At 70.0% G+C, this 22,985-nt stretch carries 20 protein-coding genes; 7 read left to right on the forward strand and 13 right to left on the reverse strand.

Annotation, left to right across the window (positions count from 1 at the left end; all coding sequences use genetic code 11):
• Positions 1-19 precede the first annotated feature (19 nt).
• Together NL115_RS06035 and NL115_RS06040 are read right to left on the reverse strand one after the other, a co-directional pair.
• Positions 20-2,458, reverse strand: a complete 2,439-nt coding sequence (locus NL115_RS06035; RefSeq protein ID WP_254832286.1) for a carboxylesterase family protein — start codon at positions 2,456-2,458, stop codon at positions 20-22.
• 62 nt (positions 2,459-2,520) lie between these two features.
• Complete coding sequence (locus tag NL115_RS06040; protein ID WP_254832287.1) at positions 2,521-5,214, reverse strand: prolyl oligopeptidase family serine peptidase; 2,694 nt, start codon at positions 5,212-5,214, stop codon at positions 2,521-2,523.
• A 148-nt stretch (positions 5,215-5,362) separates the two neighbouring features.
• Here NL115_RS06040 and NL115_RS06045 point away from each other — a divergent pair, with 148 nt between their 5' ends.
• A complete protein-coding gene (locus NL115_RS06045) occupies positions 5,363-6,367 on the forward strand; it encodes an ABC transporter ATP-binding protein (RefSeq protein WP_254832288.1) in 1,005 nt (334 codons plus the stop codon).
• Positions 6,360-7,214 carry an ABC transporter permease gene (locus NL115_RS06050; protein ID WP_254832289.1) on the forward strand — a complete coding sequence of 285 codons (855 nt, stop codon included), beginning with the start codon at positions 6,360-6,362 and terminating at the stop codon, positions 7,212-7,214. Before NL115_RS06045 ends, NL115_RS06050 begins: the two co-directional genes overlap by 8 nt.
• Before the next feature lie 42 nt (positions 7,215-7,256).
• Here NL115_RS06050 and lpdA read toward each other — a convergent pair whose 3' ends face one another.
• The 3 genes from lpdA to NL115_RS06065 all read right to left on the reverse strand — a co-directional run bounded on the left by lpdA (position 7,257) and on the right by NL115_RS06065 (position 10,204).
• Complete coding sequence (lpdA, locus tag NL115_RS06055) at positions 7,257-8,678, reverse strand: dihydrolipoyl dehydrogenase (RefSeq protein ID WP_254832290.1); 1,422 nt, start codon at positions 8,676-8,678, stop codon at positions 7,257-7,259.
• Between the two features lie 846 nt (positions 8,679-9,524).
• Positions 9,525-9,758 carry a DUF8001 family protein gene (locus NL115_RS06060; RefSeq protein ID WP_254832291.1) on the reverse strand — a complete coding sequence of 78 codons (234 nt, stop codon included), beginning with the start codon at positions 9,756-9,758 and terminating at the stop codon, positions 9,525-9,527.
• A 74-nt stretch (positions 9,759-9,832) separates the two neighbouring features.
• Positions 9,833-10,204, reverse strand: a complete 372-nt coding sequence (locus NL115_RS06065; RefSeq protein WP_254832292.1) for a winged helix-turn-helix transcriptional regulator — start codon at positions 10,202-10,204, stop codon at positions 9,833-9,835.
• A 171-nt stretch (positions 10,205-10,375) separates the two neighbouring features.
• Here NL115_RS06065 and NL115_RS06070 point away from each other — a divergent pair, with 171 nt between their 5' ends.
• Complete coding sequence (locus tag NL115_RS06070) at positions 10,376-11,401, forward strand: sodium:calcium antiporter (protein WP_254832293.1); 1,026 nt, start codon at positions 10,376-10,378, stop codon at positions 11,399-11,401.
• Between the two features lie 75 nt (positions 11,402-11,476).
• Positions 11,477-12,883 (forward strand): 7,8-didemethyl-8-hydroxy-5-deazariboflavin synthase subunit CofH, encoded by a 1,407-nt coding sequence (gene cofH, locus NL115_RS06075; RefSeq protein ID WP_254832294.1) that lies wholly within the window; start codon positions 11,477-11,479, stop codon positions 12,881-12,883.
• A gap of 42 nt (positions 12,884-12,925) precedes the next feature.
• Here the strand turns inward: cofH and cofG are convergent, their stop codons facing one another.
• From cofG to NL115_RS06105, 6 genes are all read right to left on the reverse strand, one after another.
• Positions 12,926-14,050 carry a 7,8-didemethyl-8-hydroxy-5-deazariboflavin synthase subunit CofG gene (gene cofG, locus NL115_RS06080; RefSeq protein WP_254832295.1) on the reverse strand — a complete coding sequence of 375 codons (1,125 nt, stop codon included), beginning with the start codon at positions 14,048-14,050 and terminating at the stop codon, positions 12,926-12,928.
• 458 nt (positions 14,051-14,508) lie between these two features.
• Positions 14,509-15,201, reverse strand: a complete 693-nt coding sequence (gene cofC / locus NL115_RS06085; RefSeq protein WP_254832296.1) for a 2-phospho-L-lactate guanylyltransferase — start codon at positions 15,199-15,201, stop codon at positions 14,509-14,511.
• 27 nt (positions 15,202-15,228) lie between these two features.
• Positions 15,229-16,401, reverse strand: a complete 1,173-nt coding sequence (locus tag NL115_RS06090; RefSeq protein ID WP_254832297.1) for a tubulin/FtsZ family protein — start codon at positions 16,399-16,401, stop codon at positions 15,229-15,231.
• Positions 16,402-16,528: 127 nt separating this feature from the next.
• A complete protein-coding gene (locus NL115_RS06095) occupies positions 16,529-17,533 on the reverse strand; it encodes a complex I NDUFA9 subunit family protein (protein WP_254832298.1) in 1,005 nt (334 codons plus the stop codon).
• A gap of 78 nt (positions 17,534-17,611) precedes the next feature.
• Positions 17,612-17,992 (reverse strand): cupin domain-containing protein, encoded by a 381-nt coding sequence (locus tag NL115_RS06100; RefSeq protein WP_254832299.1) that lies wholly within the window; start codon positions 17,990-17,992, stop codon positions 17,612-17,614.
• 71 nt (positions 17,993-18,063) lie between these two features.
• A complete protein-coding gene (locus NL115_RS06105; protein WP_254832300.1) occupies positions 18,064-18,633 on the reverse strand; it encodes a hypothetical protein in 570 nt (189 codons plus the stop codon).
• 110 nt (positions 18,634-18,743) lie between these two features.
• On the opposite strand from NL115_RS06105, the gene tmk reads away from it, so the two are divergent.
• The 3 genes from tmk to NL115_RS06120 all read left to right on the forward strand — a co-directional run bounded on the left by tmk (position 18,744) and on the right by NL115_RS06120 (position 20,553).
• Positions 18,744-19,346 carry a dTMP kinase gene (gene tmk, locus NL115_RS06110; protein ID WP_254832301.1) on the forward strand — a complete coding sequence of 201 codons (603 nt, stop codon included), beginning with the start codon at positions 18,744-18,746 and terminating at the stop codon, positions 19,344-19,346.
• 70 nt (positions 19,347-19,416) lie between these two features.
• A complete protein-coding gene (locus NL115_RS06115) occupies positions 19,417-19,776 on the forward strand; it encodes a DUF7533 family protein (RefSeq protein ID WP_254832302.1) in 360 nt (119 codons plus the stop codon).
• Positions 19,777-19,932: 156 nt separating this feature from the next.
• Positions 19,933-20,553: a class I SAM-dependent methyltransferase gene (locus NL115_RS06120; RefSeq protein ID WP_254832303.1), complete on the forward strand. Its 621-nt coding sequence runs from the start codon at positions 19,933-19,935 to the stop codon at positions 20,551-20,553.
• Between the two features lie 138 nt (positions 20,554-20,691).
• On the opposite strand, the gene NL115_RS06125 is transcribed toward NL115_RS06120, so the two are convergent.
• Both NL115_RS06125 and NL115_RS06130 read right to left on the reverse strand, forming a co-directional pair.
• A complete protein-coding gene (locus tag NL115_RS06125) occupies positions 20,692-22,533 on the reverse strand; it encodes a UvrD-helicase domain-containing protein (RefSeq protein WP_254832304.1) in 1,842 nt (613 codons plus the stop codon).
• A 156-nt stretch (positions 22,534-22,689) separates the two neighbouring features.
• Entirely contained in the window at positions 22,690-22,860 is a 171-nt protein-coding gene (locus NL115_RS06130) for an HVO_0416 family zinc finger protein (protein WP_254832305.1), read from the reverse strand.
• Positions 22,861-22,985 lie beyond the last annotated feature (125 nt).

Below are 22,985 nucleotides of genomic sequence, written 5' to 3' on the forward strand. Positions count from 1 at the left end.
CGCTTCTCCGCGGTGACGGTTACTCGCTGCCGCAGAGGGTGACCGTCGTCTCGGTCGTCCCAGCCTCGACTTCGACCGCTCGCTTCCCGAACGAGCCCTTCAGCACCAGCGTCGACGAGCCGTCGCTCTCGACGGTCACGGTGAGTCGTCGCGCCGGGTCGAGGCCGGCGGCCTCGACGAAAACGGTCGCCGAATCGACGCCCTCCAGCGTCACGTCAAGCGCGTTCCGCGCGGCGGAGACGTCGAGCGGCGCGCCCCAGCGCGTCCCCCGCTTCGTGTGCGGCGCGGGCTCGGTGCCGGGCCCGCGGAAGTCCTCGGCGACGGGGTCACCGTAGCCGTCGGCGTGCGAGACGGCATCGACGAGGCCCTCCACGCTGTCGCCGCTGCCGCGCGGCGTGATCTCCTGCACCCAGTACGCGCCGTCGTGGACGAGTTCGGGCGCGTTCCCGCCGAGGTCGTGGTCGAAGTCCGGGACCGCACGGTAGGTCACGCGCGCCGGGTTCCGGGTGACGGTGGGCGCACCGAGGTAGTCACCGGCGAAGAAGTCGGCGCCGGGGCCCCAGTCGTCGCGGATGGCGAAGGTGAAGTGCTCGTACCCGGGGAAGACACCGAGTTCGTGGCGGTAGCCGTGCTCGCGGAGGTCCTGCTCGTAGTTGATGACGCCCGGCAGCGGCACGAGTTCGTCGTTCGACCCGTTCCACATCAGGAGCGGGACGTGCCGGAGGTTGTCCGTGATTCGCATCGTGTTCTCGGGGTCGGCCGAGGCGCCGTCGTTGGCCTTCAGGTTCCCGTCGGTCGGGCCCGCGAGCACGTCCTCGCCCGGCGGCCCGACGACCGCGAACGCCTTCGCGAACAGGTCCGGGTACTGCGCGCCGTATTTGTAGGTGGCGTAGCCGCCCATCGAGTAGCCGCCGAGGAACACGCGGTCCTCGTCGACGGCGTACCGATTGCGGAGGTCGCGCCACGCCTCGAACACGTCGACCTCGGCCTCCTGCTGGTACCAGCCGGTCGGACCGCGCGCCTCCGGCGTGAGGACGATGGTACCGTTCTCCTCGCCGAGTTGTCGGAGCTGGTCGGGCGAGTACGTCGCGTACTGGGTGTAGCAGGCGCTCCGGGAGTGACAATCGAGCCACAACGGCGTCGGCTCCGGGTCCGCGGGGTCGTAGTTCGAGGGGACGTACACCGCGTACGGCTGGACCTGCCCGAGGTAGATGGGCTCGTCCGCGTCGAGGCCCTCGCTCGAATCGAAGCGGTCCGTCGTCCCGAGGTCGAACGCCGAGCCGTACAGCCGACACATGAACCCCGTCTCGGGGACACGCCGGTCGACGGTACCGCCCCGGAGCCGCGCGAAGTCCACGTCGGCGCCGAACTCGGAGATGTCGCGGTCGGCCAGCGCCTTCGCCTGCGCGTGGTCGCGGCGATTGCCGTAGCCGAGCGTTCGGGAGCCGACGGCCTCCCGTTGCTGTTCGAGTTCACGCTCCAGTTCCTCTGGTTCCTCGTTCAGCGCACCCAGCGGCTCGTCGAACCGGAACCCCACGTTGAACACGGGCGGAACGTCCTGCCCGTTCGCACCGCCAGGCTGGTCGGCCGTCGGCTGCGCGGCCACCGGCGCGAACCGGATGCCGTCGGCGGCCCCGTCGCGGACGCCCGTGACGCAGTAGTGTGTCCACCTCGCCGCGCCGGGGTCGAGGTCGACGACGACCTCCAACTGGGAGCGCTCCACATCGACGGACACGGAGCGAACGCCGTCGGCGGAGCCGTCGAGTGTCGCCTCGTCGCCCGACACCGCCAGCACGTGGTCGACGCCCGCGCCGAGGTCGCCGAGGCCGTGGCCCCAGTCCGTCCGCTCCCCGCTCCCCGTGTCGATGCCGATGGCAACCGCCGCGGCGTCGGGCTCGGCCATCGTCTGGAGCGTGAGCCGGTACGCGATACCGGGCACCGCCTCGCCCTCACCGTCGCTACCGACCGGCCGACAGCGGAACTCCAGCAGGTCGGCGGCGTTGTCCCGATACGTGGCGTGGTCGGCCGGGTAGACCACGTCGCCGGTCGCCGCCCCGTACGTCGCGTCCGGACGTGGGTTCGGCGGCGTCGGCCCGGGTGAGGTATCCGCGCCGTGGTCGTCGTAGACGAAGTCCTGGTAGAGGTACTCCCCGTCGTCGTACCCCTCCGTGCCCGAGACCATGAGCGGGTCCGCCACCCAACCGCCCGTGTTCTGGAGCTGGGGCGGCGTCGGGTTGTCGTCGTAGAGGAAGTCGGGGCCGGGACGCGGTGGTGTCGCGTCGCCGTCGCCGCAGGTCGGCGGCTGGTCGACCGGCGGACCGAACGGTGGCTCGCCGAGAATCCCGCCCGGCGGCGCCGCCTGCCCGAGCCCGGTCAGCCCGGCCCCCGTCAGCAGGCCCGCCGAGCGCAGTACGTCGCGTCGTGTCCCTCGTGGCTCCCCGTCGTCGGTCCCGTCCATGGCAACGGGTGTGGTACCAGCCGGAAGTCGTTTCCACCGGGGAAGCGGGGGCGTTCAAGTCGTCAGAACAGGCCGGTGCCGAGCAGGCCGCCGTCACCGCCGTCCGGTGAGCCGTCAGCCGAACCGTCGGCCGTGTCGCTCGTCCCCTGCTCCGACGGCACCCCGGGCGGCTCGACCGGGAGGTCGCCGTCGTCAGAGGCGTTCTCGTCGCGGCCACCCGGCCCGTCCTGCCGGCGGGCACAGAGCCGGAGCGTCCGTTCGGTCGTGCCCGCCTCGACCTCGACCGCCCGCTCGCCGAACGAGCCCATGAGCGTCAGCGTCGCGGGCCCGTCGCTCTCGACGACGAGCGTCAGGGGCTGCGTGGGGTCGAGGCCGGCCTCCTCGACGTACAGTGTGGCCTCGCCCGCGCCCGCCAGAGTCACGTCGAGTTCGTTCGCGCCGGCGCCCGCGTCCGGTCGTCCGAGGACGCGGGTCCCGCGCTTCAGGTGCGGGTCGGGGGCCCGGCCGACGCCACGGAAGTCCTCGGTCAGCGGCTCGGCGTAGCCCTCGGCTCGGGAGACGGCGTCGACGAGACCCGAGTCGGCATCCTCGCGGGGCGTGATGTCGTGGACCCAGTACGCCCCGTCGTGGACCAGCCCCAGGTCACGAAGGTCGGGCGCCACCGCGTCCATCGCGGGCACCGCGCGGTAGGTCACGCGTTCGGGGGCACGCGCGACGGTCCCGTCACCGAGGAACGCCCCGTCGAGGAACCGCTTGCCCCGCTCCCAGTTGTCGCGGACGGCGAAGAGGAAGTGGTCGTAGCCCGGGAACACGTCGAGCTCGTGTGGATAGCCGTGGTCGCGCAGTTGCTGTGCGTAGTTGACCGGGCCGGTCACCGGGACGAGTTCGTCGTTCGCGCCGTTCCACATGAGCAGCGGGACGTGCCGCAGGTTGTCGCTGACCTGCATCACGTTGTGGCGGCTGCCGACGATGTCGTCGGTCGGGCCGCCGACAGGGTCCTCGTCCGGCGGGCCGACGGTGGCGAACCCCTTCGCGAACAGGTCCGGGTAGTGCGAGGCGAACCGGTAGGTGGCGTACCCGCCCATCGAGTAGCCGCCGACGGTGACCCGGTCCTCGTCGACCGTGTAGCGCGCGCGGAGGTCGGCCCACGCCTCGAAGACGGCGAGTTCGGCGGCGTCGTGGTACCACTGGCCCGGGCCGCGCGCTTCGGGTGTCAGTATCATCGCGTCCCGCTCCTCGCCCAGCTCCTGGATGAGGTCCGGCGAGTACACCTCGTACTGGTTGTACGTCCCGGAGAGCGAGTGCGGATTGACGTGCAGGGGCGCGCCCTCGCCGGGGTCGTAGTCGGTTGGCACGTACACCGAGTACGGCTGGACGCGTCCGGAAAGGACGTCCTCGTGACCGGCACTGGCCAGCTCCAGGTCCCGGCCGGCGACCGACTGGTCGGTGTTCCCGGTCCGGTCCTCGACGCCCTCGCCGTACTCGTACGGACCCGCCCCAGTCCCCGAGTCGAGTCCCGCGAGGTCGACGCGGGAGGCGTACAGCCGGTCGACGAACCCCTCGGTCGGCACGTCGACCTCGGTTACGCCATCGCGGAGCTTCGCGAAGTCGATGTCGGCGTGGAACGGGAGGAGCAGCCGGTCGGCGAGCGCCTTGGCCTGCCCGTGCTCGCGCCAGTGACCGAACCCGACCGCACGCGAGCCGTTGAGCTGTGTCTCCGCCACCTCGCCGAGCAGGTCACTCGGGTCGGTGTCCTCGTCGAGCTGGGGCGCCCCCATCGGCTCCTGGTCGGGACTGCGGAACCCGACATTGAACACGGGCGGCGCATCGCTTCCGTTCGCGCCGCCGGGCTGGTCGGCCGAGGGGCGGTTCGCCACGGGCGCGAACGCGCCGTCACCGTCGTGGATGCCCGTGACGCAGTAGTGGCGCCAGGCGGCGCCGCTCTCGCCACCGCCACCGACGCCGCTGCCGTCGGTCGCGGGCGGTTCGATGGGGACCCGGACCTCGAGCTGGTTGCGCTCCGTGTCGACGGAGACGCGGTCGTCGGCCAGCGGCTCCCCGTCGAGTTCGGCGCCGGTCCCCCAGGTCACGACGCGGTGCTCGACGGGTGCGCCCAGGTCGCCCAGGCCGTATCCCCAGTCCTCGACCGCCCCGTCGTTGCCGCTGATGGTGACGTTGTCCGCGCCGGTGTCGATACCGAGTGCGACGATGGCGGCGTCCGGTTCGACCATCGTGTTCAGCGTGATCCGGTAGGCGACCTCCTCGTCGCGGTCGCTGTCGGCCGGCGCGTCGACGACCCGGCAGCGGACCTCGAGCAGGTCGGCGGCGTTGTGGCGGTAGACCTCGTCGTCGGTGGGGTAGACGTAGTCGCCGGTCGCGCCCCCGTACACCGTGTTCGAGGGCTGGGCCGTCGGCGGGGTTCGGGTGGGACTGGTGTCGGCGCCGTGGTCGTCGTAGACCCAGTCCTGGTAGCGGAACTCGCCGTCCTCGTAGCCGGTCGCACCCGAGACGAGGAGCGGGTCGGCCTCCCAGCCCTCGCCGTTCTCGAACTGCGGGGCCACCGCCGGGCTGTCGTAGAGGACGCTCGGCCCGGGCCGGGGCGAGGCGTTGTCGGCGCTGCCACAGGCTGGCCTGGGGCCGCCACTCGTTCCGCCGCCGTGGTCGGCCGCCGCCGAGCCCGCAACCCCGAGACCGACCAGCGTGCCGGCCGTCCGGAGGACCGAGCGGCGAGCGATGCCGTCCCTGTCGTCGTGCATACCCCATCCTGTGATGACACCGGCGTAGGCCCGCTGCCGTCACACGACGGGCGTTGAAACGTATCGGCGTCCCGTCACCCGGTGTCACACCACACCCCGAGACGCCGTTTCCGGGCCGCTTAACCGGCTTCGTGGCCTCCATTCGGTAATGACCCTGGCCATCCGGACCGAGGACCTCGTGAAGGACTACGGTGATGTCCGGGCGCTGGACGGCCTCTCGCTGGAGGTGGAGCAGGGGGAGTTCTTCGGCCTGCTCGGACCCAACGGCGCCGGCAAGACGACCTTCATCAACACGCTGGTCGGCCTCGCGCGGGCGACGGGCGGGACCGCCGAGGTGTTCGGCCACGACGTCGAGGCCGACTACCGCGAGGCGCGCAACCGCATCGGCCTCGCCCCGCAGGAGTTCAACGTCGACCGCTTCTTCCCCATCCGCGAGGTGCTCGAACACAAGGCGGGCTACCACGGCGTCCCGCCGGCCGAGGCCTCCGAGCGCGCGGACGAGGCGCTCCGCACCGTCGGCATCTACGACAAGCGCGACACCCGCTTCGACTGGCTGTCGGGCGGGATGAAGCGGCGCTTCCTCCTCGCCCGCGCGCTCGTGACGGACCCGGACCTGCTCATCCTCGACGAGCCGACGGCCGGCGTGGACGTCGAACTGCGGCGGGACCTGTGGGAGCTCATCGAGCGGCTCAACGCCGGCGGGACGACCATCCTCCTGACCACCCACTACATCGAGGAGGCCGAACGGCTCTGTGACCGCGTCGCCATCATGGACGAGGGGCGCCGGGTCGAGGTGGCGACGCCGGACGAACTCCGGGCGCGGGGGACCGACACGGTCCGCCTGACGCTGGCCGACCGGCCCGCGACGGTTCCGGAGGACGTACTGGCCATCGACGGCGTGCAGGATGCCACCCTCGACGGCGACGGCCTCTCCGTGACGGCCGCGGGCGGCGGCCGCGTGGCGCCCGACCTGATGCGGACGCTCGAGTCGGCGGGCCACCGCGTCGAGGACATCGACATCCGGCGGGCCTCGCTGGAGGAGGTGTTCGTCGCCATGACCAGACTCGACGGGAAGAAAGGGGCGGACGAGAGCGAGAACGGCCACGACGCCGGGCGCGAGGTCGCCGCCGCGACCGGGGGGACCGATGACTGAGGACGACGGCGGCCCGCGGACCGACGGAGGGGTCGGCGTCACCACCGGGACGACCTCGACGAGCGCCCGCGGCGTCGGCTTCCGGTCGCTGCTGAAGCGGGAGATACTCCGGTTCGTCCGGCGCCCGCGCAACACGTTCCTCCCGCCCGCCATCACGAACATCCTCTACTTCGCCGTCTTCGGCGTCGTGCTCGGCGGGCGCATCGACAAAATCGCCGGCTTCGACTACATCCTCTTCATCCTCCCCGGCCTCGTCGTGCTTGGCGCCATCTCCAACGCCTTCGAGAACAGCGCGTTCTCCATCTTCCACGGCAGATGGAACGACTACATCCACGAGGTACTCACCTCGCCGCTGTCGTACCGCGAGCAGGTCGCGGCCTACACGCTCGCGTCGATGCTCCGGGGGCTGATGGTCGGCTTCATCATCGTCGGCGTCGGCCTCGTGTTCCTCCCGTTCGCCATCGACCGGGCGTTCGTCCCCATCGAGCGGCCGTTCTACCTCGTGGCGTTCATGCTGGTCGTCACGACCCTGTTCGCCTCCTTCGGCGTGATGGGCGGCCTCTGGGCCGAGGACTTCGACTACCTGACGGTCCTCAACCAGTTCATCCTCCGGCCGCTCGTGTTCTTCGGCGGCGTCTTCTACTCGCTGGACGTGCTCCCGCCGCTGTATCGGACGCTGTCGCTGCTGAACCCGATGATATACATGGTCAACGGCGTCCGCTACGGCTTCCTCGGCTACGCCGACGTGGACCCCAACGCCTCGCTGGTCGTGCTGACGGGGCTGACGATTGCGGTCGTCGCGGCGAACGTGGCGCTGTTCCGGCGTGGGTACGGTCTCATCGATTGAGGCTTTTGCGCTGCGCGAATCCGCAGCCGGGAAAACGCCAGTTCAGCGATTCAGCGTGTGGATAGCCTCGCCGCGCGCGTTCATCACGGCCTCCATCGACGCCTCGGCCAGCGTCGGGTGCGTGTGGACCGTCGAGGCGACGTCCTCCAGTCGGGCGCCCATCTCGATGGCGAGCGCGAACTCCGCGATGAGTTCCGATGCCTCGGGCGCGACGATCTGCGCACCGAGGATGAACTCGCTCTCCTCGTCGGCGACGACGCGGACGAACCCCTCGGGGTCGTTCAGCGTGAGCGCGCGGCCGGAGGCGTTCATCGGCATCTGCCCGACGACGGGCTCGAAGCCGGCCTCCTCGGCCTCGGCCTCGGTCATGCCGACCGTCGCGATTTCGGGGTCGGTGAAGACGGCCGCCGGCATCGCCTGGTAGTCCAGCCCCGCGGGTTCGCCGGCGACGACCTCGGCGGCCACCTCACCCTCTTTGGAGGCCTTGTGTGCCAGCATCGGCTCGCCGGCCACGTCGCCGATAGCGAACACGTGGTCGACCGCCGTCCGGCACTGGTCGTCGGTCGGGATGAAGCCGCGGTCGTCCGTCTCGATGCCCAGCGCCTCCAGGTTCATCGTGTCCGTCACGGGCTCGCGCCCGACCGCCTGCAGGACGAGGTCCGTGTCGAACTCCGTCTCCGTGTCGTCCTCGTCGACGGTCGTGACCCGGAGGCCGGTCGGCGTCTCCTGCCAGGAGTCGGCAGCCTCGCCGAAGCGGAACTCGACGCCGAACTCCTCGGCGCGCTTGCGGACCACCCGCGAGATGTCGTCCTCGTAGCCCGGGAGCGCCGAGTTCAGCATCTCGACGACGGTCACGTCCGCGCCGAGCTTCGCGAACGTCGTCGACAGCTCCATCCCGATGTAGCCGGCCCCGACGACGAGCAGGCGGTCCGGCACCTCGTCGAGCGCCAGCGCGCCCGTCGAGGAGATGACGTGCTCGCCGTCGAAGTCGAACGGGACCGCCGTCGGGCGCGAGCCGGTGGCGATGATCGCGTGTTCGAACTCGACGGACTCGGAGCCCTGGCCCTCGCCCTGGTGGGCGACCCGGACCTTGTTCTCGCTCGCGAACTCCGCGCGCCCCTCGACGAGATTGACGCCGTTCGCCTTGCAGAGCTTCTCGACGCCGCCCGTGAGCTGGTCGACCACCTCGTCCTTCCAGCCCTTCAGCCGGGCCATGTCCACGGCGGGGTCGGCGTGGATGCCCATGTCCTCGGCGCTACCGGCCTCGTCGGCGAGGTCGGCGGCCGTGATGTACGCCTTCGAAGGGATACAGCCCTCGTTGAGGCAGGTGCCGCCGTACGCCTCTTTCTCGACGAGCGTCGTGTCGATGCCCTCCTGGGCGGCGCGGATGGCGGCCACGTAGCCGCCCGGGCCCGCGCCCACGACGAGGAGGTCCGTTCCGGTGGAGATGTCTCCGACGACCATGGTCGTTCCCTGTCGGGGTGGGCACTAAAACTGGCAGGTCTTGCCGCCCCACAAAGCCGAGGATGGCTAAGGGGTGCACGGTCGCGGCGACCGCAGACTCACCTCGAACGGCCACTCACGCTCTCGCCACGATTGCGACAGCCACGATTGCGACAGCCACGATTGCGACAGCCACGACGGAATCACCTCGAAAGCCCCCGCCCGCTCGACTCGCGCGACTCGCTGCGCTCCTCGCTCACTTCGTTCGCTGCGGTGCTTGCGTCGTCGTGCTTCGTCGAGCGGGCGGCCCCTTTCAGTCCCGCCCCGTTGCCTGTGGCACCGAGCGTTCAGGCGTGGTGGTTCCGTCGGAGTGCTAGTACCCCCACACCTCCCCGCGCGAGCACCGTCGGATGTCGGCGAACACGCTCACTACGTTCGCGGTTCGCCACGGGTGGCGCTCGCGCGCTTCCTGTTCACGGAACCGGCCGCCCGACCAACCGCTACCCGGCCGTGAGCCGCGTGGCCGAGCGGTGTGGGGCGCTCCGCGCCCCCGCGAGCGGCGGCAGCCGCGAGCAGCGAGGCCCGCGTGAACTGGGGAAGGGCAGGGCCACCGCTCCGTGCGGCAAACTATCCACGGGTGGGAATGGAAGGGGCGACGGGCTCGACCCGGCCCGGGCGACGCAAGCACTGGACCGAGCGACCAACGGGAGCGAGGGAAGCGCGCAGCGAGCCCCGGACGGTCGAGCCCGTCGGGGCTTCCTGGATGATGGCGATATTATCCAAATTCACGGATGAAATCTGCCATACCCACACTTTCTCGGAAAATAGCCAGACACAGCCAATATGAAGCCTTTTCAGGACTTCTCTCTACGTCTCGCAGTAGCCGTACTTCCGGATGCACTTCAGCATCTCGTCACGGTCGTCGTGCTTGTGGAGCCGGGTCGGTGTGTCGCAGTAGTAGGTCTCCCCGTCGAACCGGAGCGTCACGTCGTGCTCGCCCCCGAACGACTCTGTCCGGACGACGACGCGGGTCCCGTCCTCGATGCTCGCGAGTAGTTCCTCGGCGTCGCACTCGCCCTGCTCGATGACCTCCGTCGACATTGGCAGCGTGTACGCCGCCGCCCGGCAAGAGCGTTCGCCCCGTGGCGGGCCGTACCGGCGGGGGCGTCGGGGGGTCAGGCGTCGGCCGGCGCGGCGAGGTACTCCTGACCCCAGTCCCGCATCGCGACGATGATGGGCTCCAGCGAGCGCCCGCGCTCGGTCAGCGAGTACTCCACGCGGAACGGCTTCTCGCTCACGATCTCCCGAGCGACGAGCCCGTGCTCCTCCAGGTCCTCCAGCGAGTCCGAGAGGACCTTCGAGGAGACGCCGTCGACCGCCTCCTTCAGCGCGTTGAATCCGAGCGGCCCCTCCTGCAGCAGCCGATGGATGATGACGGGGTGCCACTTCCGCCCGAGGATGGTGGCGGTCGACGTGATGGGACACCAGTCCTCGCCCGCGCACCACACCTCCAGGCGCTCGTGCTCCGCCGGGTCGCTTCCGCTCATGCCCCCGCATACCGCACCACTCGGGATAAGGTTACTGGCGGAAACCGACTACCGTGCAGTAGCGCCGAATTCGGCAACATGAACCGGTAGCTGAGCGAACCAGGCTGTGCTGACGGCAGCGGACGCCGGACACCCCCGAAGTTTTTGCCCCCCCACCGCAACCACCGGGCGATGCTGGTGGAAGTCGCGGAGTTGCTCGGCATCGCCATCGTCGCCACCGTGGCCGTCTGGAAGGGGAGCGATATCCTCGAGTCGGCCGCCCAGAACCTCTCCAGCCACTACGGCCTCCCGCCGGTGGTACAGGGCGCTGTCGTCGTCGCCATCGGCTCCTCGTTCCCGGAGCTGGTGAGCGTCATCCTGAGCACGGCGCCGCCGCCCCTCGGCGCCGGCGAGTTCGACCTCGGCGTGAGCGCCGTCGTCGGCTCCGCGACGTTCAACCTGCTGGTCATCCCGGCGGCGTCGGGAATCTTCTCCGACGAGGTGTCCGCATCACGGGACATCGTCTACAAGGAGGCCCAGTTCTACATGGTCGCCGTGTCGGCGGTCGTCATCATGTTCGCGCTGGCGGTCATCTACTACCCCGTCCCCGACGACCGACTCGTCGGCACCGTCACCCGGCCGCTGGCGGTCATCCCCGTGCTCCTGTACTGCGTCTACGTCTTCACGCAGTACCAGGACACCACCGACTTCGACGCACCCGAACCCGACGACATGAACGTCCCGAAGCAGTGGGGCCTCATGGCACTCAGCCTCGCCATCATCGCGGTCGCGGTCGAGGGGCTGGTCCACTCGGCGGTCGGCTTCGGGGACCTGTTCGAGACGCCATCGTTCCTCTGGGGGCTGACCGTCATCGCCGCGGGGACGTCGCTGCCGGACACGCTGGTCTCGGTCCGCGCGGCGCGGGACGGCCGCGGCGAGACCTCCCTGGCGAACGTCCTCGGAAGCAACATCTTCGACCTGCTGGTGGCGGTTCCGGTCGGCGTATTGCTGGTCGGCGCGGTTCCCATCAACTTCGGCGTCGCCGTCCCGTTGATGGGCTTCCTGACGGTGGCCACCGTCATCGTCTTCGGCTTCCTCCGGACGGACCTCAAGCTCTCGACGATGGAGTCGTACGTGCTCCTGCTCATCTACGTCGGCTTCATCGTCTGGATGGCCCTGGAGACGTTCGACGTGCTGGCGTTCATCCCCGGGGCGTGAATCCCTCCCCCGAGAGCCACACCCGGATGGCCGGCACCCGTTGTGCATTTGTACCTCCGCATGGGAGGGTGGGGCATGGACACGTTCGAGGCGCCCGCCGACACGGGCGTCCCCCGTGGCCGGTTCGGGTTCGACCACCAGCCGGTCACGGACCAGTCGTTCGAGAACGCGCTCGCGACGGCCCGCGCGGGCGAACGCCTCGATGTCGACGATGCCATCGAACTCCTCACCACGGGCACCGCGACGGACGGCATCGACCACGCCCGCAAGGAGCTCGTCCTCGAGGCCGCGGACCGCCGCCGGGCCGAGCTCGTCGGCGACGAGGTGACCTTCGTCGCCAACCTCAACAACAACGTCACCACGGCGTGCAATACGGGCTGTCTGTTCTGCAACTTCAAGGACACCGCGGCGAACTTCGAGGCCGACAGCGGCGTTGAGCACGCGGGCTTCACCAAGACGCCCGCCGAGTCCCGCGCAGCCGTCCGGGACGCGCTCGAACGGGGCATCTACGAGGTGACCTCCGTCTCCGGGCTCCATCCGGCGTTCGCGCTGGACGCGGACCACCACGAGGCGCTCGCCTCGTACGACGACCCGGCGAGCGAGGTGAACTACAAGCCCCCGGAGCGGTACGCGACCGACCCCGGCACGTACGTCGAGCAGATGCGCGCGATGTCCGTCGACGGGGCGCACCTCCACTCGATGACACCGGAGGAGGCCTATCACGCGAAGCGCGGGACCGACCGCTCCTACCGCGAGACCTACCGCCGCCTGCGCGACTCGGGCCTCGATTCGGTCCCCGGAACGGCGGCCGAGATACTCGTCGACGAGGTCCGGGACGTCATCTGCCCCGGCAAGATCGGCACGGACGACTGGCTCGACGCGATGGAGGCGGCCGCCGACGCCGGGTTGCCGACGACCGCGACCATCATGTACGGCCACGTCGAGAACGAGGCCCACCGCGCCCTGCATCTGGACCGCATCCGGGACCTCCAGGACCGGACCGGCGCTATCACGGAGTTCGTCCCCCTCTCGTTCGTCCACGAGACGACGCCGCTGTACGAGCGCGGCGTCGTCGATGGAGGTGCGACCACGACCGAGGACGAACTGATGATCGCGGTCTCGCGGCTCTACCTCGACAACGTCGACCACATCCAGTCCTCCTGGGTGAAGTACGGCGACGAGCAGGGTCTGAAGATGCTCTCGTGTGGTGCGGACGACTTCATGGGCACCATCCTCTCCGAAGAGATAACCAAGCGCGCGGGCGGCGGCCACGGGGAGTTCCGCTCGTTCGACGAGTACGCGCGGATGGTTCGGGCAGTCGGGCGCGTCCCGGTGGAGCGCTCGACGGACTACGAACAGCGACGCCGACTCCCGGACGAGGGGACCCACGGACCCGAACTGGGCCCTCAGGCCGACGGCACGCCACTCCTGCGCCCGGCCGAGCGCGACCCCTCGGGCGAGGCCGCCAGCGCCGACGACTGAGCGGACCCGTCCCCCGGCCGCTGGCACACACGGGGGTGACGCTCAGTCCCCCGCCACGCCCGGCGCGTCCCCACCGAGTACCGCCCGGTAGCGCGCGCCGGCGTCATCGTCGGCACGGAGGGCCCGCCGGACGGGCGGTGCGACCCACGCCCGACCGCCGTCCTCGAGGAACCGCTCGTACACCGGCAGCCGCTCGCGGAGCGGGACGCCAGCGTCGGTGGCGATGGCCTCCAGTTCGCGCAGTTCGGGCCACGCGTAGTCCGGGTTGACGTGGTCGACCGTGACGGGGGAGACGCCGCCGAGGTCGTCGATGCCGCAGTCGAGCAGTTCCCGGACGGGCGCGAGATTCGGCGGCGCCTGCACGCTCACCTCCGGCGGCAGGCACGCACGCGCCATGGCGACCGCCTCGCGCAACTCGTCGAGCGACGGTTCGCCGCCCCGCCAGCGCTCGTTCTCGCTCACGGGCTGGACGATGACCTCCTGGACGTGGCCGTACTGCTCGTGTAACTCCCGGATGGCGAGCAGCGAGACCGCACGGTCGCGCCGGCTCTCGCCGATACCGACCAGGATGCCGGTCGTGAACGGCACCCCGAGCTCCCCGGCGGTTCGGATGGTCCGGAGCCGCTGCCCGGGATTCTTCGCGCGGGGCCCGCCATGGGCGCGCACGTCCGCGGTCGTCTCGAGCATGGTCCCCATCGAGGCGTTCACGTCGGCGACGGCGGCCATCTCCTCGCGGGTCTGGTCGCCCGGATTCGAGTGCGGGAGGAGGCCGGCGTCCAGCGCAATCTCGCAGGCCTCCCGGAGATACGAGTGGATGGAGTCGTGACCGTACTCGCGGAGCCGGGCATGGATCGCGTCGTAGCGCTCGTCCGGGTCGTCACCGAACGTGAACAGCGCCTCCGTGCACCCCGCGCGGGCGCCGCGTTCGACGGTCTCGCGGATTTCGGCGGGCGACATGAGGCTCGCCTCCCCGGGCGGGTCGTAGTAGGTGCAGTAGGTGCAGGTGTACCGACAGGCGGTCGTCAGCGGGAGGAAGACGTTCCGGGCGAAGCTGAGTTCCGGGGCGGCCGCCACGTCGGCCGGCGTCGTCGTCAGCAGGTCCTCGACGGCGCGGTCGCTGATGGAGACCTCGACCCCGTACTCCCCGGTCCCGGGTATCGATACCACGGCGCGCTCTGGGGGGGCGACCGACAAGAGCGTTCGGTTCGGCAGAGCGTATCGGGCGGAGGCGAGTCGGTATTGACGATGTCGTGCGTGGTTACTGACCTGGGGAGTGGACAACAGCGCCGACGACCTCCTGTTGAAAGCCCCCGCGGGCTGAGGGCCCCGCGGCTCGCTGCGGACGGTCGAGCGACCAGGGGCTTCCAAACCGGCTCTATTCGCGGTTCCTCGCTCTGCATCTCCCTCCAACTACACGCCCTTCACCCACCAACCAGAGGAGCGGTGCCGCTGGTCACCATCGGCCAAGTACTCGCAGAACGGGATGCCCGGGTGGCTCGGGAAGCAGGGTGCCCTCCTCGTGAACCGCCCCCGTGCCACTGCCCGGATGCACCACGCGAGCACGGCTCGCGCAGTGTCGTGTTGGTTCGCAGGCATCAAGATGATTGTCCCTGCGCTGGCCGGCGTCACGCCGAGCCGTCACCGCCGCGAGCGACCCGCACGCGACCGTCACCGGTCGTAATCGCGAAGCCGGCGTCTCGGAGCCACGTCCGGGCCTCGGTCCCCTCGCCGTGGAGCAGCACCTCCACGAGGTCCGCCCGCTCGTCGATGTCGGTCGCCAGGCGGAACGAGTCCACGGTGTTGACCGACAGCCCCCGCTCACGGGCGGCCTCGCGGTGGTCGCGGCAGGAGGCACCGTGGTAGTCCACGCGGAACGTGGAGTCCCGAACGCAGAGCGCGTTCGTTCCGCCACCCAGCCCCGGTGCCATCGTCACGTCGGCGCTGTCAGCCACCAGTTGCCGGAGTGCGTCGGGCGTCGCCAGCGGCAGGTCCGCCATCACGACCGCGACGGGCCGCTCGTGCGAGGGGACGGGCGGTTCGGCCGCGCCCACGAGGTCACCGGCCAGCCGGGCGTTCACGGCGGTCGTCAGGGGTCGGTCGTCGACGGTAACGGGAGCCTCGGATATCTGGCGCTCGTCCAGCGGCGCCGTCGAGAGGACCGTGTGTTCGAGCCGCACCCGTTCGAGTACAGTCAGCACGTCCTCGAGCATGGCGGCCGCGAACGCGCGTCGCTCGCGCTCGTCGAGGATGGGCGCGAGCCTCGTGTTGGGCGTGCTGGCGTCGAACGGGACGAGCACGTGCGGGTCAACGTCGGTCACGCGGGCGAGGGGAGGAGCCGCGGCCCCTTAGAACAGCGGTTCCAGCTCCTCGTCGTCGTCGCTGACGAGGCGGTCGAGGTTCTCCTCGGAGGCATCGCGGAGTTCGTCGATGTTGTCCTGTGCCTCGACGGCGACCTGCTGGAGCTCCTTGATGCGCGGGACGTTCGTCACGCCCGACAGCAGAACCACCGAGCGGACCTTGTCGTCCTTCGAGCGGGGATAGTCCCCGCCCCGAACCTCCATCGAGCCGGTCTCGTCTTCGAGCCACTTCCGCCCGCGCTCTATGCCCTTCCGGTTCAGGTACTTCGGCGGCCCGGCAAGGACCAGAAGCGCGCGCTCCGTGCCGCCCACCTCGCAGGGGAGCGTGAGTCGGCCGAGCGTCGCCTTCCGGACGAGCGAGGTGATACGGTTGGTCGTGGAGGTGGAGTCGATCTCCTCCTCCTCGCCGGTGAACCGCGAGAGCAGGCCACCCCCGCGGTCGCGGTCCAGCGTCTCGCTGGCGTAGCCCACGGTGGAGACGCCGCCGCAGGCGAGCGTGTTGATGATCTCGGAGGAGTCGACGACGGACTCGCCCACCTCGCCACCCTCCTTGATCTCGCCGGCGCCGAAGAGGATGCCGAACCGCTCGACGATCTCCCGGTTGATGTCGGCGTAGCCCGACTCCATGGACTCGCCCGACTGGCGCCAGTTGTCGTTGTCGAACACGAGCAGGTTGTCGGTCTCGCGGACGAACGTCTGGAACGAGCGCGCCGCGTTCAGCGTGTAGATGCCGCCCTCGTCCGAGCCGGGGAGGATGCCAAGCGCGTACACCGGCTCGGTGTAGATACGCTTGAGATGCTTGGCCAGCACCGGGCCGCCGCCGGAGCCGGTGCCGCCCCCGAGCCCCGCGATGATGAGGAACGCGTCGACCTCGTGGACGGGGATGTTGTCGATGGCGGACTGGATCTCGTCGATGTCCTCTTCGGCGACCTCGGCACCGAGTTCGTTGTCGGCCCCGACGCCGTGACCCTTGACCCGGGCCTGCCCGATGAGGACACGGTTCTCCTCCGGGATGTTGTCCAGACCCATGAGGTCCGCCTTCGCGGTGTTGACGGCCACGGCGGCGCGGACGATTTCGCTTCCCTCTTCGCGGTCGTACTCGAGGAAGCGGTCGAGCACCTTCCCGCCCGCCTGACCGAAGCCGATCATCGCGAGTTTCATCTGACGGTCACTACCTCACAGGGGGACGCCGGCGTAGGATAAGTTTTCGGCCGAAACGAGGGCGTTACGGCCCCGGGCGTGCGGCAGGCGTCGGACGGGCACGGCCGAGGCCCGACCAGCAGTCCCGTCACGCGGTCACGCGACCGTCGCCGTCGGCGACGGTCGGTTCGACGCCGAGATAGTCAGCCAGCGTCCGCAGGTCCGGCTCGTCGTAGCCGAACACGGCCACATCGTTGTCGTCGGTGGTGTTGTCGAACTGCAGCGACCGGAACTGGTCGCCGCCCATCGGCGCACCGGGGAGCGCCCCGAGCGTCTTCAGCCCGATACCGGCCAGCGGCATCGGGATGTCGACGACGCTGACGGGCTTGTTGTCGGCGGCGTGGGCCAGCCGCGCGACCTGTGCGAGCGTCAGTACGTCGGGGCCACCGATCTCGTAGGTCTGGCCGATGTGCGGGTCCGCGCGTGCGGCCTCGGCCTCCTCGACACGCCGGACGGCGGGCGTCGGCCCGTCGGCCTCGCCCTCGTCGTCGGGCGCCTCGCCCTCGACGGCCATCGCCAGCATCGGCGCGAGGTCGCCAATCCAGACGGGCTGGAAGCGCGTCTTCCCGCCGCCCGGCAGCGGCGTGAAGTAGGGCGGCGCGAGCAGTTTCGTGAAGCCGACGAACTCGTCGCCGTCGCCGAAGACGACGGAGGGCCGGAAGATGGTCCAGTCCACGTCGGCGTTCTTCACGGCCTGCTCGGCCTCGCCCTTCGCCCGGATGTAGTGGGTCGACCCGTTCGGGTCCGCACCGAGCGCGCTCATCTGGACGAACTTCTCGACGCCGTGTTCCTCGGCGGCTCGCAGGCAGTTCTCCGTCCCACCGAGATGGACCTCCATGTGGCGCTCGTTCCCCCCCTTCGGCTGGAACAGCGGCGACAGCGCGACCAGGTTCACCACCGCGTCCTGCCCCTCGAACGAGGGGACGATGGAGTCGTACGCGGACACGTCGCCGACGACCGTCTCCACGTCCGGGTGGAGGTCGACCTCGCCGGGCGTCCGGGCGAGGGCCGTCACGTCGTGGCCCCGCTCGGCGAGTTCCCGCGTCAGGTTCCGGCCGACGAAGCCGGTGCCGCCGGTGACAAGCACGTTCATGTCTCTGCGTACGTCCGCGAGCGACGTAAAGGCACGCGAAGCGGTACCCGGTCCGCCGACGGACCACCGGTGGTGGGTTCAGGGGTCCTGCGGCATGTCGTCGACTGCGGGCGCACCGATAGCCAGTACCGACCCCGTCGTGTCGCCGACGTTCTCGATACCGCGGGCGACATCGGGGCTGGCGGCGTACATCCCGCCGGGGCCGAGTTCGCGGGTCTCCGGGTCGTCCGCGTCACCGATGGTGACCTCGAAAGACCCCTCGAGGACGAACACGAGTTCCTCCTGCTCCTCGTGGCGGTGGAAGACGAGGTCCTCGCCGGGCTCGAAGTACCAGACGTTCGCCTTCAACTCGGTGAGCCCGAGCGTCTCCGTGAGCATCCGGTAGCGGTCGGGGAACTGGTCGATGGCAGCCATCGACTGCTCGTCGAGGTCGTCCAGCTGGGCGACTGAGTACGGCATGTGCCAGCACGCGACGGACGCCACGATAAGTGTCCTGATTCGGGGGAGGAGTCGTCCGCGGCCGACGTGGGTCAGTCGTCCACGGCCGACGACGAGCCGTTCGCACCCGCCGGCCCGGTGCTGGGCCGCCGGGTCTGACGGACGGCCGCGCGTTGACAGACGACGCCCAGCGCCACGCAGGTCGCCAGCGCGGCGGCGCCAACCCCGACGCCCAGCAGGAGGAGCGTCCGGACCACGCCGAACGGGACGACGACCGCGAGCGCCGAGAGGACACCCAGCGCGACGCCCGCGGGGAGGGTGGCGGTCGCGACCGCGATGGGCGAGACGCCACCCGGGAGCGTCCGGTAACAGCGGGCGATCGCCCGGATCTGCACGGCGTAGCCGGCCAGGAACGCCACCACGCAGGCGAGGCCGGCGACGAGCGCGACACGGCCGGTGAGCACCTCACCGACGAACAGGAGCACGGCCAGCGCGTCGGCGGCGACCGCCGCGCCGACGATGCCGCCGCGCAGGACCGACCGGATACGGTAGAGGTCCGCCGCGTCGAGCGGGTCACCGCCCCTCGCGAGCACCTCGGAGACCCGGGACCCCTGCGCGGCCCGGAACCAGCCTGAGCCGCCACGGTCCGAAGACGCTGCCATCTACCCAGTACTGGCACAGCACGCCACAAGGGGGTTGTGGCCGCTATATCCGGGGACTTATGCGACCGGGAGAGCGGTGGCTTTTCGCCCACCCCCCGCGACCGTCCGCCATGCTCGTCACGCTGGAGGGAATCGACGGCGCCGGGAAGTCGACGGTCCACGAGGCGCTCCGCGACCACGACGCCCTCGCTGACGCCGTCTTCACCCGGGAGCCGACGGATTCCTGGTACGGCGGGGCCGTCCGGCGCTCGCTCGGCGACGACGGCGCCGACCCGCTCGCCGAACTGTTCCTCTACACCGCCGACCACGCCGACCACCTCGCGAACGTCGTCCGGCCGGCGCTGGACGAGGGTCGCATCGTCGTCTCCGACCGCTACGTCGATTCACGCTACGCCTACCAGGGCGCCGTCCTGGAGGAGACCGACATCGCGCGGCCGATGGAGTACGTCCGGGGCATCCACGAGGCGTTCACCCGCCCGCCCGACGCGACGCTCTATCTCGACGTGGACCCCCGCAGCGGCGCCGAGCGCGCCGGCGCCTCGGACAAGTTCGAGACCGCCGGCCACCTCGCCGCCGTGCAGGCCAACTACGAGCGCCTCATCGAGGCCGAACCCGAGCGGTTCGTCCGCATCGACGCCACCCGCCCGCCCGAGGATGTCATCGCGGCCGCCGAGGACGCCATCGACCGGCTGCTCGCCGACCGCGAGGACTGACCGGCGGGTCGCGGTCACGGCTGGCTGCCGGACCGACAACCGGAAACGGCCCCGCCCCCCACCCGCTCGCATGGCACGGAGCATCCTCGGCACCGCCGGCCTCGCGCTCACGCTGGCCTTCGCCATCCCGGTCGCCTACGTCGGCGTCGAGTTCCTCCTCGACGGGAAGACCAACCAGGGCCTTCTCTTCCTCGCGCTCGCCGCCCTGATGGTCGCCATCGAGGAGTACCTCACCACGCCGATGGACGTCCCGGGGATGGTCGCCAGCAAGGTGCTCGGGAGCGCCGTGAAAGCCCCCGACGAGGGCAGCGCGGACGAGGACGGGAACGGGGAGGGCACTCGACCGGAAACCGGGGGCGACGGCGACCAGGACGGGGCGACCGAGGACGAACCCCTGATTCCCGACGCGGAAGGGGAGAAAGGCGGATAGGGGCCTATATCTTCCAAAAATAGAAAATTTAGCATTTATACGAGACATAATGAACTTTTGCCCCCCATTTGGCGACTGTGTCGGTCGTCGAATCCCGGGAGACGCCACTCCACGCGTCCCGAAGACCCATGCCGGCGCCGCGACCCGCAGCAGGTGATGGTCGAGAAGCGAGCCGTTCGCCGGGCGTACGACGAACTGGGAGCCTCCTACGGGGCTCAGCGTGACTCGGGCGGGCTGACGGCCCTCGACGCGGTCCTCGACGCCGCCGACCCGGACCGGGTGCTCGACGCCGGGTGCGGGCCGGGACGGCCGGTGCTCCGGCGGCTCGACGCGGCGACGACGGCCGTCGGGCTGGACATCTCGCGCGAGCAGCTGCGCCTCGCCGCCGAACACGTCCCCGACGCGCCGCTGCTGCAGGGGGACATGACCCGGCTCCCGTTCGCCGACGACGCGTTCGACGCCGTCGTGGCGTACTGGTCGCTCATCCACGTTCCGCTCGGCGAGCACGGCGCCGTCCTCGACGAGTTCGCACGAGTGCTTCGCCCCGGCGGTCGCACCCTCGTCTGCGAGGGCCGCGAGGAGTGGACCGGGACCAACCCGGACTGGCTCGACGCGAACGTCGAGATGTCGTGGGAGATGGCCGGTGTCGAGGCGACCCGGGGACAGCTCCGAACGGCCGGGTTCACGGTCGAGCGGGAGTGGGGCGCTGCCGACAGCCTCGACGATGACGACGAGAGCGAGCCCTGGGTGTTCATCGAGGCCCGGCTAAACGGGTAGGGTGGCGTCTCCGAAGCCCTCGCGCGCCCTCGGGACAGCGACAACGGGACCATCTCCGAAGCCCTCGCGCTCTGGACTCGCGCGCCTCGCTGCGCCCCTCGATTCTCTATAACCAGCGAGAAAGAGCCGAAAACCGCCTTACTCCGCTTCAGCCGGTTCTGCAAGCGGTTCCTGGGCCTGCTCGACCAGCTCACCCAGCGACAGGTCCGAGGGCTGGTTCTCGATGAGCACGTCCAGCGGGAGCGTCGGCGCGCCGCTGATGAGGTTCTCCATGATGACCAGGCGCTCGCGGGCCCGTGACATCCCGACGTAGAAGACGCGGCGCTCGTTGTCCGTCAGGACCGGCACCGGGTCCGCACGCTTGTCGAAGGTGACGCCCGGCGGGAGTTCGTCCTCCTCGACGGAGGCGGACATCTGCTCGACCACCTTCTCCGTGAGGTCCGTCCCGACGAAGACGTGGTCGGCCTCGCGACCCTTCGCGGAGTGGATGGTGCCGACGCGGACGCGGTTCGGGTCCATCCCGCGGTAGCCGCCCTTGAAGTACGCCTCGACGGTGCGCTCCTGGAAGTTGGAGACACGCGTGAGCATGTCGCCGGCGCTGGCCGGGCCAGGCGCGAACGGCGCGTGCTCCTGGATGAACGCGGGCGCGACCTGCATCTCGGCGAGGTCGTCGACTCCGTTCTGCTCCTGCAGGTCGTCGATGGCGTCGAACATGTCGTCGCGGCCGCCGGTGCCGAACGCCGAGTCCGCGAGCATCTCCGCGAGCCGCCGCGCCTCGAGTCCGGTGATGTGCTCGTCCTCGTCGAGTTTCTCGACGGCGGAGACGTATCCCTGCAGGCGGTCGGTCCAGAGGCGGGTGTCCGTCAGCGAGACGAACGGCATCCCCTGCTTGATGAACTCGTCGACGAACTGGAACATCTGGTAGCGCGCCCGGAACAGTATCATCGCGGTGCCCTCCTCGTCCTCCTCGATGGTGTTGCGGACGTTCCGCGAGAGTTCGACGATGGAGGGGTTCCGGACGGCCTCGAAGGAACCGCCCTGCTTGCGTGGTTTGAGGTCCTTCTCCTGACGCTTCTCGATGTGCTGTATCTGCCGATTGACGACGTTGAGGATGCGCGAGGGGAGCCGGTAGGAGTTCGGGAGGACGTTGTCGTCGTCGACCTCCTCGTCGAGCAGGAGGTTCGGGTCGGCGCCCTGCCAGGCGTAGACGACCTGGTCGTCGTCGCCGGCGATGAGCACCGACTCCATGTGCGGGCGCCACTCCTCGTACACCGAGTACTGCAGCGTGGTGATGTCCTGGAACTCGTCGATGACGAGGTGCTCGACGCTCGGGACCTTCGAGCGCTGCTGGACCCGCTCGAGCATGTCGGCGAAGCCGACGACCCCCTGCTCGCCCTTGAACGAGCGCCACGCCCGGATGGCCTCGGGCACGTCGATGCGGTCGTCGTCGCTCGACCACGTCGGCGTGTACTTGTTGCCGGTCTGGGCCTTCTCGTCGATGTCCGGCGGGAGGCGGACCTCCTCCTCGTCCCACTGGAACGGGACGTCGTACCAGTCGGCCACGTCCCGGCGGGTCCGCTGGAGCCACTGCGAGGTGGCGATGATCTTGTTGCCGATGGTGGTCGACCGGGCCGAGCGGCGACGACCGCTGTCGTTCTCGTCCTCGAACTCGATGCCGTACTCCTCGCAGAACTCCTCCTTGTGCTCCTCGCCGACCACGTCGCCACGCGAGAGGTTCAGCAGTTCGTACGCCTTCGCGTGCATCGTGCAGACGTTCCCCTTCAGCGATTTGGGCGAGCGGTCCAGCCGTTCGGCGAGGCGTTCACGAACCTCCTGTGCGGCGGCCCGGGTGTAGGAGACGACGAGGATGTCGCGGATGTCGACCCCCTCGTCGAGCATCTCGTCGACCTTGTCCAGCAGGGCGGTGGTCTTCCCGCTCCCGGGACCACCGAAGAGGCGTGTTACGTGGGGCTGACTCATTATCGGCCACATGCCCCCCTCCGGTATAACGCTGTTCGTCGGGGGAGGGGGCGCTGCGCGCCCGGAAACTCACCGGCTACGTCCCAGTGAACGGAGGAGGTGCGAGGCCATCCCGGCGGGGTGCCAGGGCAGCCGTCGACGGGGGCGCCGGCCCCGTCAGGTAGGTGTCCAGCCGCACACCGAACAGGTCGACGCCTCGAGGTCGTGGATGCCGGAACACTCCGGGCAGCGCTTCTTGTTATAGTCGCGCTCCCAGCTGGCGCTCTCGGTTTCGTGTCCACGGTCCGCCAGGAAGTCGTCGAAAACGCTCTCGTCGGCGGTCGCCATACAGGTCGTGGTATGCCACAGCGTGTCAAAACAGTTGCGGCCGCGGCAGTCTGTGAACCCATCACAGGGAATGGCTCCGGAGCGGGCCGTTCGGCACCCGCCGGGACCGCTTGCCGGGAGCGTTT

This window comes from Haloglomus salinum (assembly GCF_024298825.1).
Taxonomy (GTDB): Archaea; Halobacteriota; Halobacteria; order Halobacteriales; family Haloarculaceae; genus Haloglomus; species Haloglomus salinum.

Bases quoted from the DNA above. Each gene is read 5' to 3' on its own strand.
- NL115_RS06035 (WP_254832286.1), bottom strand. From the start codon at position 2,458: ATGGACGGGACCGACGACGGGGAGCCACGAGGGACACGACGCGACGTA.
- NL115_RS06040 (WP_254832287.1), bottom strand. From the start codon at position 5,214: ATGCACGACGACAGGGACGGCATCGCTCGCCGCTCGGTCCTCCGGACG.
- NL115_RS06045 (WP_254832288.1), top strand. From the start codon at position 5,363: ATGACCCTGGCCATCCGGACCGAGGACCTCGTGAAGGACTACGGTGAT.
- NL115_RS06050 (WP_254832289.1), top strand. From the start codon at position 6,360: ATGACTGAGGACGACGGCGGCCCGCGGACCGACGGAGGGGTCGGCGTC.
- lpdA (WP_254832290.1), bottom strand. From the start codon at position 8,678: ATGGTCGTCGGAGACATCTCCACCGGAACGGACCTCCTCGTCGTGGGC.
- NL115_RS06060 (WP_254832291.1), bottom strand. From the start codon at position 9,758: ATGTCGACGGAGGTCATCGAGCAGGGCGAGTGCGACGCCGAGGAACTA.
- NL115_RS06065 (WP_254832292.1), bottom strand. From the start codon at position 10,204: ATGAGCGGAAGCGACCCGGCGGAGCACGAGCGCCTGGAGGTGTGGTGC.
- NL115_RS06070 (WP_254832293.1), top strand. From the start codon at position 10,376: ATGCTGGTGGAAGTCGCGGAGTTGCTCGGCATCGCCATCGTCGCCACC.
- cofH (WP_254832294.1), top strand. From the start codon at position 11,477: ATGGACACGTTCGAGGCGCCCGCCGACACGGGCGTCCCCCGTGGCCGG.
- NL115_RS06090 (WP_254832297.1), bottom strand. From the start codon at position 16,401: ATGAAACTCGCGATGATCGGCTTCGGTCAGGCGGGCGGGAAGGTGCTC.
- NL115_RS06095 (WP_254832298.1), bottom strand. From the start codon at position 17,533: ATGAACGTGCTTGTCACCGGCGGCACCGGCTTCGTCGGCCGGAACCTG.
- NL115_RS06100 (WP_254832299.1), bottom strand. From the start codon at position 17,992: ATGCCGTACTCAGTCGCCCAGCTGGACGACCTCGACGAGCAGTCGATG.
- NL115_RS06105 (WP_254832300.1), bottom strand. From the start codon at position 18,633: ATGGCAGCGTCTTCGGACCGTGGCGGCTCAGGCTGGTTCCGGGCCGCG.
- tmk (WP_254832301.1), top strand. From the start codon at position 18,744: ATGCTCGTCACGCTGGAGGGAATCGACGGCGCCGGGAAGTCGACGGTC.
- NL115_RS06115 (WP_254832302.1), top strand. From the start codon at position 19,417: ATGGCACGGAGCATCCTCGGCACCGCCGGCCTCGCGCTCACGCTGGCC.
- NL115_RS06120 (WP_254832303.1), top strand. From the start codon at position 19,933: ATGGTCGAGAAGCGAGCCGTTCGCCGGGCGTACGACGAACTGGGAGCC.
- NL115_RS06125 (WP_254832304.1), bottom strand. From the start codon at position 22,533: ATGAGTCAGCCCCACGTAACACGCCTCTTCGGTGGTCCCGGGAGCGGG.
- NL115_RS06130 (WP_254832305.1), bottom strand. From the start codon at position 22,860: ATGGCGACCGCCGACGAGAGCGTTTTCGACGACTTCCTGGCGGACCGT.